At 66.5% G+C, this 14,364-nt stretch carries 14 protein-coding genes; 7 read left to right on the forward strand and 7 right to left on the reverse strand.

Annotated features, from left to right (window positions below):
* The first annotated feature begins 1 nt into the window (after position 1).
* Together cyoE and AC3ITW_RS01695 are read left to right on the forward strand one after the other, a co-directional pair.
* A complete protein-coding gene (cyoE, locus tag AC3ITW_RS01690; protein ID WP_004138490.1) occupies positions 2-895 on the forward strand; it encodes a heme o synthase in 894 nt (297 codons plus the stop codon).
* 188 nt (positions 896-1,083) lie between these two features.
* On the forward strand, positions 1,084-1,905 hold the full coding sequence (locus AC3ITW_RS01695; protein WP_489389995.1) for a TraB/GumN family protein: 822 nt from the start codon (positions 1,084-1,086) through the stop codon (positions 1,903-1,905).
* Between the two features lie 119 nt (positions 1,906-2,024).
* On the opposite strand, the gene AC3ITW_RS01700 is transcribed toward AC3ITW_RS01695, so the two are convergent.
* From AC3ITW_RS01700 to rpsU, 6 genes are all read right to left on the reverse strand, one after another.
* Entirely contained in the window at positions 2,025-2,996 is a 972-nt protein-coding gene (locus AC3ITW_RS01700) for a bile acid:sodium symporter family protein (protein ID WP_004138540.1), read from the reverse strand.
* Between the two features lie 28 nt (positions 2,997-3,024).
* A complete protein-coding gene (locus AC3ITW_RS01705; RefSeq protein WP_489389996.1) occupies positions 3,025-3,525 on the reverse strand; it encodes a protein tyrosine phosphatase family protein in 501 nt (166 codons plus the stop codon).
* Between the two features lie 28 nt (positions 3,526-3,553).
* Positions 3,554-5,293 carry a DNA primase gene (dnaG, locus tag AC3ITW_RS01710; RefSeq protein ID WP_004138581.1) on the reverse strand — a complete coding sequence of 580 codons (1,740 nt, stop codon included), beginning with the start codon at positions 5,291-5,293 and terminating at the stop codon, positions 3,554-3,556.
* 60 nt (positions 5,294-5,353) lie between these two features.
* Complete coding sequence (locus tag AC3ITW_RS01715; protein WP_489389997.1) at positions 5,354-6,298, reverse strand: YihY/virulence factor BrkB family protein; 945 nt, start codon at positions 6,296-6,298, stop codon at positions 5,354-5,356.
* Positions 6,299-6,401: 103 nt separating this feature from the next.
* On the reverse strand, positions 6,402-6,845 hold the full coding sequence (locus tag AC3ITW_RS01720) for a GatB/YqeY domain-containing protein (protein WP_004138586.1): 444 nt from the start codon (positions 6,843-6,845) through the stop codon (positions 6,402-6,404).
* Positions 6,846-6,978: 133 nt separating this feature from the next.
* The gene (gene rpsU / locus AC3ITW_RS01725) at positions 6,979-7,194 is read right to left on the reverse strand and encodes a 30S ribosomal protein S21 (RefSeq protein WP_002808376.1); all 216 of its coding nucleotides are present in this window, start codon (positions 7,192-7,194) and stop codon (positions 6,979-6,981) included.
* 166 nt (positions 7,195-7,360) lie between these two features.
* Between rpsU and tsaD the strand changes: the two genes are divergently transcribed.
* The gene (tsaD, locus tag AC3ITW_RS01730) at positions 7,361-8,386 is read left to right on the forward strand and encodes a tRNA (adenosine(37)-N6)-threonylcarbamoyltransferase complex transferase subunit TsaD (protein WP_004138714.1); all 1,026 of its coding nucleotides are present in this window, start codon (positions 7,361-7,363) and stop codon (positions 8,384-8,386) included.
* Between the two features lie 138 nt (positions 8,387-8,524).
* Here tsaD and AC3ITW_RS01735 read toward each other — a convergent pair whose 3' ends face one another.
* Positions 8,525-9,190: a hypothetical protein gene (locus AC3ITW_RS01735; protein WP_004138746.1), complete on the reverse strand. Its 666-nt coding sequence runs from the start codon at positions 9,188-9,190 to the stop codon at positions 8,525-8,527.
* A gap of 516 nt (positions 9,191-9,706) precedes the next feature.
* On the opposite strand from AC3ITW_RS01735, the gene folB reads away from it, so the two are divergent.
* From folB to AC3ITW_RS01755, 4 genes are all read left to right on the forward strand, one after another.
* The gene (gene folB, locus AC3ITW_RS01740) at positions 9,707-10,060 is read left to right on the forward strand and encodes a dihydroneopterin aldolase (protein WP_012509846.1); all 354 of its coding nucleotides are present in this window, start codon (positions 9,707-9,709) and stop codon (positions 10,058-10,060) included.
* 58 nt (positions 10,061-10,118) lie between these two features.
* Positions 10,119-11,390, forward strand: coding sequence for a mechanosensitive ion channel family protein (locus AC3ITW_RS01745; protein WP_004138781.1), 1,272 nt, complete (start codon positions 10,119-10,121; stop codon positions 11,388-11,390).
* A 128-nt stretch (positions 11,391-11,518) separates the two neighbouring features.
* Positions 11,519-13,693 (forward strand): glycoside hydrolase family 3 N-terminal domain-containing protein, encoded by a 2,175-nt coding sequence (locus AC3ITW_RS01750; protein ID WP_100467699.1) that lies wholly within the window; start codon positions 11,519-11,521, stop codon positions 13,691-13,693.
* A gap of 131 nt (positions 13,694-13,824) precedes the next feature.
* On the forward strand, positions 13,825-14,340 hold the full coding sequence (locus AC3ITW_RS01755) for a hypothetical protein (protein WP_489389998.1): 516 nt from the start codon (positions 13,825-13,827) through the stop codon (positions 14,338-14,340).
* The last annotated feature ends 24 nt before the right edge of the window (positions 14,341-14,364 follow it).

Below are 14,364 nucleotides of genomic sequence, written 5' to 3' on the forward strand. Positions count from 1 at the left end.
CATGTTTTCCAATTACCGCCAGTACTGGGACCTGACCAAGCCCAAGGTCGTCGCCCTCATTGTTTTCACTGCCCTGGTCGGCATGGTCCTGGCCATCCCCGGCGTGCCCAGCTGGGAGCAGGTGCGCGCCGGCGTGCTCGGCTTCCTCGGCATCTGGCTGGCGGCGTCGGCCGCGGCCGCGATCAACCAGCTGCTGGATGCGCACATCGATGCGCAGATGGCACGTACCTCGTGGCGGCCGCTGGTGGTGGGCAAGGTCAAGCCGTGGCAGGTGCTGGTGTTCGCCAGCGTGCTGATCGTGCTGTCGATGGTGATCCTGGTGCTGTGGGTGAACCTGATCACCGCAGTGCTGACCTTCGCCTCGCTGATCGGTTACGCGGTCATCTACACCGTGTACCTGAAGCGTGCGACCTCGCAGAACATCGTCATCGGTGGCCTGGCCGGCGCGATGCCGCCGATGCTGGGCTGGGCCGCGGTGACCGGCATGCAGGGCTCGTCGGACTGGGCGTACTCGTCGCTGCTGGTGCTGATCATCTTCATCTGGACGCCGCCGCACTTCTGGGCGCTGGCGATCTTCCGCCGCGAGGATTACGCCAAGGCGGAAATTCCGATGCTGCCGGTGACCCACGGCGTGGTGCACACCCGCAAGCAGATCATGGTGTATTCGGTGGTGCTGGCGCTGGTCTGCCTGCTGCCTTACCTGGTGGGCATGAGCGGTGCGTTCTACCTGGGCGGCGCGATCGTGCTCAACGCCGTGTTCCTCTGGTACGCCTGGCGCATGCTGGACCCGCCGGACGAACTGTTCTCGATGAAGATGTTCTATTACTCCATCGTCTACCTGATGGCGCTGTTTGCGTTCCTGCTGGTCGACCACTGGATCCTGCCCTGGTTGTGACCTCGGGGTCGGATCCCCGAAGGGGCTCTGACCCCGTCTGATCCATGGCGCCAATCCACTGTAGAGCCGAGCCCATGCTCGGCTGAGGGGGGGGAAGAACAGCCGAGCGTGGGCTCGGCTCTACACTTGATCTCTTCCAGTGGCGTCGCCATTGCTGTTCCTGACCCCAAGGAAAGGAGGGAGCAGGGATGCATTCGATCTTCCGCTGGACCACTGCGTTGCTGCTGGCGCTCGGCATGGCCCTTAATGCGCATGCCGATGACACCGCCGCGCAGATCCGCCAGCACGCCGGTGACCATCGCCTGCTGGTACTGGGCGAATTCCACGGTACCCGCGAGACTCCGCTGCTGATTCGGGAGCTGGTGGAGGCCTACGCGGCCGACGGCGCACCGGTGCGGTTGGCTTTGGAGCTGCCGACTGACGAGAACGCCGCGCTGGCGACCTATATGGCGTCTGCCGGCACGGCCCAAGCGCGCGCTGCATTGCGTGGCACGACGTACTGGAACGTCCGCAGCCGGATGCACGATGGCCGTCGCAGCGAAGACATGCTCGACCTGATCGAAGCGGTACGCGTGCTGCGCACCCAAGGGCGCGACGTGCAGGTGTTCGGCTTCGACCGCGTGCTTCCCGCCGAAATGGCCGGCACCGGCGCGCGTGACCGGGCGATGGCCGAAGAAGTACGGGCGCGAGCGCAGGTGCTGCCGAAGAACGGGCGGCTGCTGGTGCTGACCGGCAACGTGCATGGCATGCGCACGCAGCCGAAGGCGATTGCGTACCCGCCGATGACCGCGCTGCTGAAGGATCTGGATCTTTACAACGTGCGTATCGAGGCGCGTGGTGGGGAAGGCTGGGGATGTACCGCCGTTCAGCGCTGCGGAGCACGTCAGCTGGGCAGCCATGAAGGTGCATCGCCCAGGCTGGATACCGACGCCGGCCGCAGTTACGACCTGTGGGTGTGGCTGCCGCGCTTCAGTGTGGCGCGGCTGCTGGACAGCGATTCGAACTGGTGATCATCCACGCATGGCGTGGATCTACTCCGGATCACGGGCATCAGCCGAGCATGGGCTCGGCTCTACAGTAGATCCACGCCGCGCGTGGATGTTTCTCCCGCAGCAACCCGCGCGTCGGGTCAGGGCTTGCGCCGCGCATACCGCTGCGCGATCACGCCGCAGACGATCAGCTGGATCTGGTGGTAGATCATCACCGGCAACACGATGGCGCCGAGGCTGCCACCCGCAAACAACACCTTGGCGATCGGCACACCCGTGGCCAGGCTCTTCTTCGAGCCGCAGAACACAATGGCGATCTCGTCCTCGCGGTTGAAGTGCAGGCGGCGGGCGAGGAAGGTGATCAGCGGCATGGCGATGCCGAGCAGCACGGCGGCGACCACTGCTACCGCGAACAGCGACAGCAGCGGTGTCTTGCTCCACAGCCCTTCGGTCACCGCTTCGCCGAACGCGGAGTACACCACCAGCAGGATGGTGGCCTGGTCGGTGTAGCGCAGCAGCGCGCGCTGCTTCTCCACCCAGCCGGCGATCCACGGCCGCAGCAGGTGGCCGGCCACGAACGGCACCAGCAGCTGCAGCATGATGCCGCCGATCGCATGCAGCGGGTCATGCACGCCGCCGGAGGTGCCGGCCAGCGCGGTCAGCAGCAGCGGGGTCAGGAACACACCGAGGATGCTCGACAGCGAGGCGCTGCACACCGCGGCAGGCACGTTGCCGCGTGCCATCGAGGTGAACGCGATGGACGACTGCACGGTGGAGGGCAGGGTGCACAGGAACAGCACGCCCAGGTACAGCTCTGGGGTCAGCAGCCAGCCCGACAGCGGCTTGAACAGCAGCCCCAGCAGCGGGAACAGGATGAAGGTGCAGGCCAGGATGGTCAGGTGCAGCCGCCAGTGCAGCATACCGCCGATGATCGACTCGCGCGGCAGGCGTGCGCCATGCAGGAAGAACAGCGCAGCGATGGCGACGGTGGTGACATCGTCGAGGACGATGGCGGCGGCGCCCTTCATCGGCAGCAGCGAGGCCAGGCCGACGGTGCACAGCAGGGCGAGGGTGAAGTTGTCCGGTCGCAGGCGCGACCACCAGCGGGTCATGGTGGGCAGGGTCCTTGGTGCGGAGGGTTCAGGGCGAGGTGACCGGCGTGGCCAGGCGCTGGCGGGTGGCGGCTTCCAGCGACTTCAGGCCGGCGCGCTGGCCGAGCTGCAGGGCCTGTTCCGGGCTGGCGTGTTCATAGCGTGCATTGACCAGGCCGAGCACGGCACCGGCGCGGTTGCCGGAGGCGCAGTGCAGCAGCACCGGTCCCTGGCTCTGCTGCAGGGCCTGGTGCACGGCACGGATGTTGGCCGCATCCAGGTCGTCGGCGCCGGCCACCGGAATGCGTACGTAGCGCAGGCCCAGTGATTCGGCCACGCGCGTTTCGTCGAAGCCGCGGTCTTCGCCGGGCTGGCGCAGGTCGATCACGGTGCGCACGCCCTGCGCGGCCAAGCCCTGCAGCTGCGCGGCACTGGGCTGGCCGCCGGCATACAGGCCGGGGCGGACTTCGTTCAGGGGCGCGTCTTCGGCCAGGGCCGTCAGCGGCAGGCAGAGCGACAACAACAGCAGGCAGGTCAGGCGCAGCAGCATGGTCCTCTCCGTGAAAACGTGCTGCCCGCTACAGGCGCAGTCCGGCGCGCGCCTTCAGCAGCTCGCGCAGTTCGTATTTGTCAGTATCGTCCAGACCCTGTTGACGCTGCTTTGCCAACAACTCCTCCAGACGTTGCACCAGCAGCTGTTTCTCCAGCTGGGCCACGGCATCGTGCAGTTCCTGGGTCCACATCGCGTCGTCGCCGGGCATCGTCTGCGCAGCCAGTGTGTGCAGTGATGCCTGCTCCTCACGCCCGTCGAAGTGCTCCAGCAGGGCGCCAGTGCTGATGTCCGGTCGCTGCTCGACCAGGTCCAGCAGCTCCAGCAGCAGCTCCACGCCGGGCAGGCGCAGGCCCTGGAAGTGGTGCTTGCCGCCCAGCGTCAGCGCCAGCGAGGGCTGCTGAAGCAGCACGGCGATCGCGCCGCGCACCAGGCTGCGCTTGGCCACCGGCTGGATCGTTCGCGAGGGCTGGCGCTGCGGCATCGGCGCGCGTGCGGCCTGGGCGTTGCCGCCGAGCCCGGTCAGCTGCGCCAGCTGCTGTTTCATCAGGTCGCCGAACGCACCATCGGGAATCTGCGCCAGCATCGGCTTGGCACGCTCGGCCAGGCGCGCCTTGCCATCGAGCGTACCCAGGTTGACCTCGCGGCTGAGCTCGTCGAAGAAGAACTGCGACAGCGGCGTGGCCTGCTTCAGGCGTTCGTCGAACGCGTCGGCGCCTTCCTTGCGCACGATGCTGTCCGGATCCTCACCATCGGGCAGGAACAGGAAGAAGGCCTGGCGGCCATCCTTCATGCGCGGCAGCACCGACTCCAGCGCCTTCCAGCCGGCGCGGCGGCCGGCGGCGTCGCCATCGAAGCAGAAGAACACATCCGGTGCGTTGCGGAATAGCAGCTCGGCATGGTCCGGCGTGGTTGCGGTACCCAGCGTCGCCACCGCCTGGGTGACCCCGAACTGGAACAGCGAGACCACGTCCATGTAGCCCTCGACCACGATCAGCCGCTCGATCTTCTGGTTGGCCTGGCGCACCTGCCACAGGCCGTACAGCTCGCGGCCCTTGTGGAACAGCGCGGTCTCGGGTGAGTTGAGGTACTTGGGGCCGTCGTCCTTCTCGAACACGCGGCCACCGAAGGCGATCACCCGGCCACGGCGGTCGAAGATCGGGAACATCACCCGGTCGCGGAACTTGTCGTAGACGTGGCCGCGGTCGTTCTTGGAGAACAGGCCGGCGCGGTCGAGCAGCTTCATCCGCCGCTCGTCCTTGCCCAGCGCATCGCGCAGGCCGCTGTAACCATCCGGCGCGTAGCCGATCTGGAAGCGCGCGCGGTTCTCTTCATCCACACCGCGGCCATCCAGGTAGCTGCGTGCCTTGTCGCTGCCTTCCAGGTTGTTCTGGAAGAACTTCGTGGCGGCCTCAAGTGCCGAATACAGCTCGCGGCTGTCGTCCTGTTGCTGCGGGCTGCGCGGGTTCTCGCTGCGCGGCACTTCCATGCCTGCGCGCTTGGCCAGTTCATCCACCGCGTCGAGGAATTCGAGGCGGTCGTAGTTCATCAGGAAGCTGATCGCGGTGCCGTGCGCGCCACAGCCGAAGCAGTGATAGAACTGCTTGGTGGGCGAGACCGTGAACGACGCCGAGCGCTCGTCGTGGAACGGGCAGCGCGCTGCGTATTCCTTGCCCTGGCGTTTCAGCGGCACGCGACTGCCCACCACCTCGACGATGTCGGAGCGGGCGAGCAGGTCGTCGATGAAAGCGTCGGGGATACGGGCCATGGGCAACAGAACGGGGCGCGGCCGCCAGGGCGCGCAGCAGGGGCGGCGGATTCCCCTAGTTTACTCGCTGGCGACGTCGGGACTGGCCTGTTCGGCCTCGACCCCGGCCCTGGCCAGTTGCGCCCGTGCATGCTGGCGTTCGTCAATCACCGCAGTCATCAACGCACCCACGAAGAACACCGCGGTGGCGTAGTAGATCCAGACCAGCGAGATCACCAGCGCGCCCATCGAACCGTAGGCACTGCCCGGGGCCACGGTGGCGATGTAGACGCCGATGCCATAGCGGCCGAGGGTGAACAGCACCGAGGTGATGGCACCGCCGATGAAGGCCTGCCGCCAGGCCACGCGGCGGTCCGGCAGGTAGTGGTAGAGGAAGGCGAAGGCCAGCGTGTACAGCAGCAGCGAGGTCAGGTAGCCGATCGCCGGCAGTACCGAGGGCAGCTGCGCGAACACCACCTGCAGTGCGGTGGTGGCGGTCATCGACAGGATCAGCAGGAAGCCCAGCGCCAGCACCACGCCGAACGAGAACACGCGCTTGCGCAGCCAGGCCTTGACCCCTTCCAGGCGCTGGCCACTGGTATGGAAGATGCGGTTCAGCGCGTTCTGCAGCTGGGCGAACACCGCAGTGGCGCCGACGAACAGCAGCAGCGTGCTCCACAGCCCGGCCAATGAACCGACGCTGGGCTGGCTGTTGGCGTTGTGCAGCACGGTGTCGGCGACGCTGGCCACGCTGCTGCCGGCCACCGAACCGATCTGGCTGATCAGCGTCTGTTGCGCAGGCGGGTACAGCGAGGCGGTCAGCCACAGCAGCAGCACCAGCAGCGGTGCCATCGACAGCAGGGCATAGAAAGAGACCGAGGCGGCCTGGGTCAGCACGTCGATTTCGACGAAGCGCTTGGCCACTGCCATCGGGAAACTGTCCTGCAGGCGGTCAGCGTAGTGGCGAAGCCGTGCGGGGATGCCGTGGGGACGCGTGTCGGCGGGGGAGTGCGATTGCTCGACCATGGGGATGTTGTAGCAGCCGGGGGTCGAAGGTGTGGTGAAGCGGGTGCATCAATGGGGTCAGAGCCCTTCCGCGATGCGAAAGGGATCCGACCCCGGCAATGGCTTACGCCAGCTGCTGCTTGACCAGCTTGGAGACCAGACCCATGTCGGCCTGGCCAGCGAGCTTGGGCTTCAGTGCGCCCATCAGCTTGCCGATGTCGGCCGGGCTGGAGGCACCGGTCTCGGCGATGGCGGCCTGGATCGCGGCGACGATCTCGGCTTCGCCCATCTTGGCCGGCAGGTAGGCTTCGATGACCACGATCTCGGCGCGCTCGATCTCGGCGAGGTCTTCGCGCTTGGCGGCTTCGAACTGGCTGACCGAGTCCTTGCGCTGCTTGACCATCTTGTCGAGCACGGCGATCACGGCGGTGTCATCCAGTTCGATGCGCTCGTCCACTTCACGCTGCTTGATGGCGGCGTTGATCAGGCGGATCACGCCCAGCTTGTGCTTCTCGCCCGCCTTCATGGCGGCCTTCATGTCTTCGGTGAGCTGCAGCTTCATGCTCATGAGGAACCTCGTGGTGGTGGGGGGGGCGGGGCGGATGCCCGAACCCGGAAACGCAAAAAGCCGGCGACGCTCGCGCGTGCCGGCTTCGGCTCCATCGCGACAGGCAAGCCCATCGCAATGAAGATGCGTCCGATCAGTACAGGCGCTGACGCTTGGTGACGTCGCGCGACGAGCGGCGCAGCTGACGCTTCACAGCAGCGGCGGCCTTGCGCTTGCGCTCCTGGGTCGGCTTTTCGTAGAACTCGCGCTTGCGGGTTTCGGCCAGCACACCGGCCTTTTCGCAAGTGCGCTTGAAGCGGCGAAGAGCAAACTCGAAGGGCTCGTTCTCGCGGACTTTGACGCTGGGCATGGAATCTCCGGGACACAGTAGAACCGGGTCACGCCCGGCGAGCCGCACATTATAGCGGCGAATAGACAAACTGCAAGCGGCCAACCCTGAATACGGGCCAGAGGTTCGAAAGCAGTGAGACCTGCGCGTCCCCCGAGGGGGCGGCAGGGGCGTCATAATAGCAGGCATGCGAGTCCTTGGCATCGAATCTTCCTGTGATGAGACCGGCGTGGCGGTGTATGACACCGACCTGGCCGGCAGCGCGGCCCTGCGCGCCCATGCGGTCTACAGCCAGATCGCCCTGCACGCCGAATACGGTGGTGTGGTGCCCGAGCTGGCCAGCCGCGACCACGTCCGCAAGTTGCTGCCGCTGGTGCGCCAGACCCTGGCCGAAGCCGGCCTGGGTGTAGGTGATATCGACGGCGTGGCCTATACGGCCGGTCCCGGCCTGGTCGGCGCACTGCTGGTCGGCGCCGGCGTGGCCCGCTCGCTGGCCTGGGCGCTGGAGGTACCGGCGGTGGGCGTACACCATATGGAAGGCCACCTGCTGGCCCCGCTGATGGAAGACGACCCGCCGCAGGCGCCGTTCGTGGCGCTGCTGGTGTCCGGTGGCCATACCCAGCTGGTGGCGGTGGATGCGATCGGCCAGTACCGCCTTCTGGGCGAGACCCTGGACGATGCGGCCGGCGAGGCCTTCGACAAGACCGCCAAGATGATGGGCCTGCCCTATCCGGGCGGTCCGCAGCTGGCCAGGCTGGCCGAGCAGGGTACGCCGGGCGCCTACCGCTTCGCGCGGCCGATGACCGACCGCCCGGGGTTGGATTTCAGCTTCTCCGGCCTGAAGACCCAGGTCCTGATGGCCTGGCGCGACAGCGATCAGAGCGAACAGACCCGTGCCGACATCGCCCGTGGCTTTGAAGATGCCGTGGTCGAGACTCTGTCGATCAAATGCGAGCGCGCGCTGGAAGCGGCCGGGACCAACGTGATCGTGGTGGCTGGCGGCGTCGGCGCCAACAAGCGCCTGCGCGCCCGCCTGCAGCAGATGGCCGAGCGCCTTGGCGGCCGTGCCTGCTTCCCGCGGCCGGCGTTGTGCACCGACAACGGCGCGATGATCGCCTTCGCCGGCGCGCTGCGCCTGCAGGCCGGCCAGCACAGCCCGCCAAAGGTCGAGGTTACCCCGCGCTGGGACATGGCGACCCTGCCGGCGGTCTGAGCCCCCGGCCGCGCGAACCGCTCGATCGGCGTTTGTAGAGTCGAGCTTGCTCGACTGGGCGCAATGACCAACACAGAGCAGTCGAGCAAGCTCGACTCTACAGGCCTCCGTAGCGCCGGGCCATGCCCGGCGAACGTATTACCGGCGCACTGCCAACGGCGACGCCGCCAACACCGTCGTCGCCCGCTCATGGCGCTGCAACCACCCCAGCGTATGTGGGCAGCGGGCGTGGATCAGCCGCCCGATGGCGGCGAGGTCGGCACCGATGTCGCGCTCGAGGATGGGCTCGTGGTGCGCGATGCGGTTGCGCAGGTGGCGGATGCGCCCGATATCCGCGTGGATGGCTTTCCTGATGGCACTGGGATGGGCAGAGGGAGCATGCTGCAGAACCCTGCTGAGTGCGGGTATCCACAGCGTGGAGTCGAAGCGACATGTAAAGAGCTGCTGCCAGAACACCATTGGCAGGTTGGCGACGATCCCAGGCGTATCGGTTACGCGGCTGGCAAGTTGTTCCAGTGCCGTGCGTGGAGAAGTACTGGATGAGGTTGGTAGCCTGCGTCGGAAGGCATCATTCCAAGGCCAACGCGGGCCATGCTGCCGGGCGAGTACGGTAGCAGCGGCGTTGCGGGTGACCACTTCGCACAGATGGACCGGCATCATCAGCGCACCGCACATCCGCATGTTCCAGAGGTACAGGGATTCGGCTGTGACGTTGGGGCTGCAGGTCGATGCGATTCTCTCGTAAGTAGACAGACGCTCCGCTGACAACGCGCGCCGCAGTACATCGTGTGGAGCCATCGTCATGTGCGGTGGTGAAGGAGGGATCGATGTTCGCGAGAGTGGGCGGCGGCCACCATCAGGGAACGTCGTTGTCTGCGCGGCTGATTCTCTGCGTTTGACCTCGGACGACTACCTGACCTGCCCTGTCGGAATTGGCCTTGACCGGTGATCTCGTCTTTACCTAATCTGCGTGCCTGCGCCACCGGGACCCGCGGCTGTTCAACAGCTCCCCCCGGGGACAAACGGTAGTACCAAAGGGCCCTGCTAGCGGGGCCCTTTGTTTTTTCCATCGTCGGGAGTTGCCGCAATTGCCTCTCGAACCAAGTAGCACCGATGGGATACCTTCGGTAGCGTGTGCTCAGGGACTCGCGGCTGGTTTCCAGCTTCCCCTGGGGACGTTGAGAGGTGCCAAAGGGCCCCGCTAGCAGGGCCCTTTGTCTTTTCTGGAGCCGCGTTCCTGCCGGCCACCCACCGCCCGTTCCGGGCAGGCTCACCGCCGTGCCGTTACCATGGCCCCCTGTACTCGGGCTGGTAAGCGCAATGGACAAGGTTTTCATCGAGGGGCTGACGATCGACGCCCTGATCGGTATCTACGATTGGGAACGACGGATCCGCCAGGACCTGGTGTTCGACCTGGAAATGGGCTTCGACAACCGTCGTCCTGCGGCCTCCGACGACATTGCTCACACCCTGAACTACAAGGCGGTGAGCAAGCGCCTGGAGCAGTTCGTGCGCGAGTCGGAATTCGGCCTGGTCGAAACCCTGGCCGAGCGCTGCGCGCAGATCGTGCTGAGCGAATTCGACGTGAAGTGGCTGCGCCTGAAGCTGAGCAAGCCGGGCGCGGTGCGCGGCGCGCGCGCGGTGGGCGTGATCATCGAACGCACGCGGGACTGACCCGGACGTGCCGGCCGCTGGCCGGCAACCTCAACGGCAATGACGAAGGAGACAACTGATGGTGGACGCGGTGGTGGCGGTACAGTGGCTGGAACGGCTGCAGAACACACTGGAACCCTATCCTGGCGCCTACCTGGCGTTGATGATCACGGCGCTGCTGGTCGCAGCCGGCCTGGCCAACTGGGTGACCAAGCGCATCCTGGTGCGTGGCCTGCGGCGCCTGCTGCAGCGCCTGCCCGGTGCCGAGTCCGGGCGCGGCAGCCATCTGATGCGGGTCATCTCGCGCCTGTCCAACGTGGTGCCCAGCCAGGTGATCGCCTCGGGCATCACCCTCATTCCCGACCTGCCGCCTGGCCTGGTCAACGTCATCATCAAGCTGTGCATTGTGTGGGCCGTACTGACGGTGTCGATGGCGTTCTCGCATGCGCTGGACGCGGCCAACAGCCTGTACGAGCGCAAGCCCGATGCGCGCAACAAGCCGATCAAGGGCTACCTGCAGGTGGTCAAGATCGTGGTGTTCGTGGCCGCCGGCTTGTCCATCATTGCGACCCTGCTGGGGGTGAAGCTGGGCCCGCTGGTGACCGGCCTGGGCGCGGCCACCGCAGTGCTGATGCTGATTTTCCAGGACACCATCCTGTCGCTGGTGGCCAGTGTGCAGATCAGTGGCGATGGCCGTGTGCGCATCGGCGACTGGATCGAAATGCCCAGCCAGAACGCCGACGGTGACGTCATCGATATCGCGCTGCACACCGTCACCGTGCAGAACTTCGACAAGACCATCACCACCATCCCGACCAAGAAGCTGGTGACCGAGTCGTTCAAGAACTGGCGCGGCATGCAGGAGGCCGGTGGCCGCCGCATCAAGCGCGCGCTGTACCTGGACCAGCACAGCGTCGGTTTCCTGGACGAGGGTGATCTGGCCTTCCTCGGCGAATTCGCGCTGCTGCGCGACTACCTGCAGGCCAAGGAGCAGGAGCTGGGCCAGTGGAACGGGCGCCTGCGCGAGCAGGGCGTGGCCGAGGTCAACAGCCGCCGGGTGACCAACCTGGGCACCTTCCGTGCGTACGTGGAGCGCTACCTGCGCAGTCACCCGGGCATCCATACCGACATGACCCTGCTGGTGCGGCAGCTGCAGCCGACCACCGAGGGCCTGCCGCTGGAGCTGTACTGCTTCACCCGCAGCACCGCCTGGGGTGAATACGAGGCGGTGCAGTCGGACATCTTCGACCACCTGCTGGCGATCCTGCCGGCCTTCGGCCTGCGCGTGTTCCAGGCCTCCAGCGACGCCATGTTGATGGCCGGGCAGCGCCAGTTGGCCGGCTCGGAGTAAGCTGCGATGCCTCCGGCGGGGCCATACGGACCCCGCTGGTGGCTGAAACTGAATGAAGAAACCTCTCGCCAAATCGCCCGGGATCGCTAGAATGCCGGGCTTGTAAACGTTTTCATCAAGGACTGCCGGTGGCCTCCGATCGCATCGAATCCCTCATTGCCCAGATGACCGTCGAGGAAAAGGTCGGCCAGCTGGGTGTCTTCGCGGACATGGTCCGCCCGTTCGCCCCGGACGTGAACCCGGAAGCCAACGTGCGCAATGCCGACCAGGTGCTGCAGCAGGTGCGCGAGGGCAAGGTCGGCTCGCTGTTCAATGGTGTGGGCGCCGAGCTGGGCCGCCGCATCCAGCAGGTCGCCACCGAAGAGAGCCGCCTGGGCATTCCGGTGATCCTGGCCGCCGACGTCATCCACGGCATGCGTACCGTGTTCCCGATTCCGCTGGGCGAGGCCGCCAGCTTCGAACCGGAGCTGGCCGAGCGCACCGCACGCGCCACCGCCATCGAAGCCACCGCTGCCGGCCTGCACTGGACCTATGCGCCGGCGGTGGACATCGCCCGCGACCAGCGTTGGGGCCGTGGTGCCGAGGGTGCCGGTGAGGACGTGGTGCTGGGCTGTGCATTCGCCGCCGCCCGCGTGCGCGGCTTCCAGGGCAGCGACCTGCGCGCCGACGATTCGCTGCTGGCCACGCCGAAGCACTTCGCCGCCTATGGCGCGGTGATGGCCGGCATGGAATACAACATGGTGGACATCTCGCCGCAGACCCTGCGCGACGTGCACCTGCCGCCGTTCAAGGCTGCGTTCGACGCCGGCGCGATCACCGTGATGTCCTCGTTCAACGACATCAACGGCGTGCCGGCCAGCGCCAACGCCGAACTGCTGACCGACATCCTGCGCGGTGAGTGGAAGTTCCCGGGCGTGGTGATCTCCGATTACACCGCCGACATGGAACTGGTCGCGCACGGTTATGCCGCCGACGACCGCGATGCCACCGCCAAGGCGTTCACCGCCGGCCTCGACCTGAGCATGCAGAGCGGCTTCTACGCCGAGCACCTGCCGGGCCTGGTCGAGAGCGGCGAGGTGCCGATGGCGGTGCTGGATGAAGGCGTGCGCCGCATCCTGTGGCTGAAGGAAACCATCGGCCTGTTCGACGACCCGTACCGTTCGCTGGACCCGGCGCGCGAAGCCGATACCTCGCACATTGCCGCACATGACGCGCTGTCGCGCGATGCCGCGCGCCGTTCGATCGTGCTGCTGAACAACCGTGACAACGTGCTGCCGCTGCAGAAGACCGGGCAGAAGATCGCACTGATCGGCCCGTTCGTGCAGGACCGCGAGAACATCGAAGGCTGCTGGACGCTGTTTGGCGACAAGCAGCGCTACGTGGACCTGGAAACCGGCGTGCGCGCCGCCATCGGCGATGAAGCGCTGCTGGAAATCGTGCCGGGCTGCGAACTGGAAGTGGCCATTCCCGGTGGCACCGAAGCGGCCGTGGCCGCTGCGCTGCGCGCCGACGTGGTGGTGCTGGCGCTGGGCGAGCCGCAGCGTTACAGCGGCGAAGCGCAGTCGCGCGTCGAGATCACCCTGCCGCCGGCACAGCAGGCGCTGGCCGAAGCGGTGGCGATGACCGGCAAGCCGCTGGTGGTGCTGCTGCGCAATGGTCGCGCGCTGGCCCTGCAGGGCGCCGTGCGTAATGCGCAGGCGGTGGCGGTGACCTGGTACCTGGGCACGCAGACCGGCCATGCCGTGGCTGATGTGCTGTTCGGCGATTACAGCCCGTCGGGCCGCCTGCCGGTCAGCTTCCCGCAGGTGTCCGGCCAGCAGCCGTACTTCTACAATCACCCGCGCACCGGCCGCCCGGAACTGCCGACCATGTCGGAGTTCAAGGCCCGCTGGCGCGAGATTCCGAACGAGCCGCTGTACCCGTTCGGGCATGGCATCGGCTACACCACCTTCGCCTACGGCGTGCCGCAGCTGAGTGCGGCGCAGCTTGGCTGGGACGACAGCCTGACCATCACCACCACGCTGACCAACAGCGGCGACGTGGCCGGCGAGGAAGTGGTGCAGCTGTACATCCACGACCGCGTGGCCAGCCGCGTGCGTCCGGTGCGCGAACTGAAGGACTTCCGCAAGGTGGCGCTGCAGCCGGGCGAGTCGACCGAAGTGGTGTTCACCCTGACCCGCGAGCAGTTGGCGTTCACCGGCCGCGACGGCGTGCTGCGTGCTGAGCCGGGCCAGTTCGATGTGTGGGTGTGCGCGTCTTCGGCCGCCGGTGAGGCGGTGCAGTTCGAGCTGCTGAAGGCCTGATCGAGAAAAAGGGGACGGAGGGGATTAAGTCGTTTGTGCCATAAACGACTTAATCCCCTCCGTCCCCTTTTTTGTTGTCCTCACTGGGGCGGCGCTACCATCGGTGTTCTTGAACCGATGGATGCCCGCGCATGCGCACGATCGCTGTGTTGATTCCCGCCCTGTTGCTGGCGGCCTGTTCGCAGCAGGCACCGCCGCCGATGGAGGCCAGTGCTGCGGCGACGCCTGCGGCTGAACCGGCGAAGGCTGCTGCCGAGCCGGCCGGCGCCGCACCGACGGATGCGCCCGCGGAAGACGCGCGTGCGCGCATTGAAAGCCTGCTCGGCGATGCCGCGCAGTACGAAAAGGTGTTCAACGCCTTCAGGACTGCGGTGGTCGGTGGTGATCGCGCTGCGGTGGTGGAAGAGGTGCGCTTCCCGCTGAATATCGCTAACGGAAAGAAGATCACCGGCCCCGGTGAGTTCCAGCGCAGCTACGAGAAGATCATCACGCCGGCGGTGGTCAAGGCGGTGTCCGAACAGGACTTCGGCAAGGTGTTCGTCAACCAGCAGGGCGTGATGATCGGCGATGGCCAGGTGTGGCTGAACGGGGAGTGCCTGGACCAGGCTTGCACGAAGACCGAGGTGAAGGTCATCACCATCCAGTGAATGCGAACGGCCCCGCATACGGGG

This window comes from Stenotrophomonas sp. KH_052 (genome assembly GCF_057838755.1).

Bases quoted from the DNA above. Each gene is read 5' to 3' on its own strand.
- cyoE (WP_004138490.1), top strand. From the start codon at position 2: ATGTTTTCCAATTACCGCCAGTACTGGGACCTGACCAAGCCCAAGGTC.
- AC3ITW_RS01695 (WP_489389995.1), top strand. From the start codon at position 1,084: ATGCATTCGATCTTCCGCTGGACCACTGCGTTGCTGCTGGCGCTCGGC.
- AC3ITW_RS01700 (WP_004138540.1), bottom strand. From the start codon at position 2,996: ATGACCCGCTGGTGGTCGCGCCTGCGACCGGACAACTTCACCCTCGCC.
- AC3ITW_RS01705 (WP_489389996.1), bottom strand. From the start codon at position 3,525: ATGCTGCTGCGCCTGACCTGCCTGCTGTTGTTGTCGCTCTGCCTGCCG.
- dnaG (WP_004138581.1), bottom strand. From the start codon at position 5,293: ATGGCCCGTATCCCCGACGCTTTCATCGACGACCTGCTCGCCCGCTCC.
- AC3ITW_RS01715 (WP_489389997.1), bottom strand. From the start codon at position 6,298: ATGGTCGAGCAATCGCACTCCCCCGCCGACACGCGTCCCCACGGCATC.
- AC3ITW_RS01720 (WP_004138586.1), bottom strand. From the start codon at position 6,845: ATGAGCATGAAGCTGCAGCTCACCGAAGACATGAAGGCCGCCATGAAG.
- rpsU (WP_002808376.1), bottom strand. From the start codon at position 7,194: ATGCCCAGCGTCAAAGTCCGCGAGAACGAGCCCTTCGAGTTTGCTCTT.
- tsaD (WP_004138714.1), top strand. From the start codon at position 7,361: ATGCGAGTCCTTGGCATCGAATCTTCCTGTGATGAGACCGGCGTGGCG.
- AC3ITW_RS01735 (WP_004138746.1), bottom strand. From the start codon at position 9,190: ATGACGATGGCTCCACACGATGTACTGCGGCGCGCGTTGTCAGCGGAG.
- folB (WP_012509846.1), top strand. From the start codon at position 9,707: ATGGACAAGGTTTTCATCGAGGGGCTGACGATCGACGCCCTGATCGGT.
- AC3ITW_RS01745 (WP_004138781.1), top strand. From the start codon at position 10,119: ATGGTGGACGCGGTGGTGGCGGTACAGTGGCTGGAACGGCTGCAGAAC.
- AC3ITW_RS01755 (WP_489389998.1), top strand. From the start codon at position 13,825: ATGCGCACGATCGCTGTGTTGATTCCCGCCCTGTTGCTGGCGGCCTGT.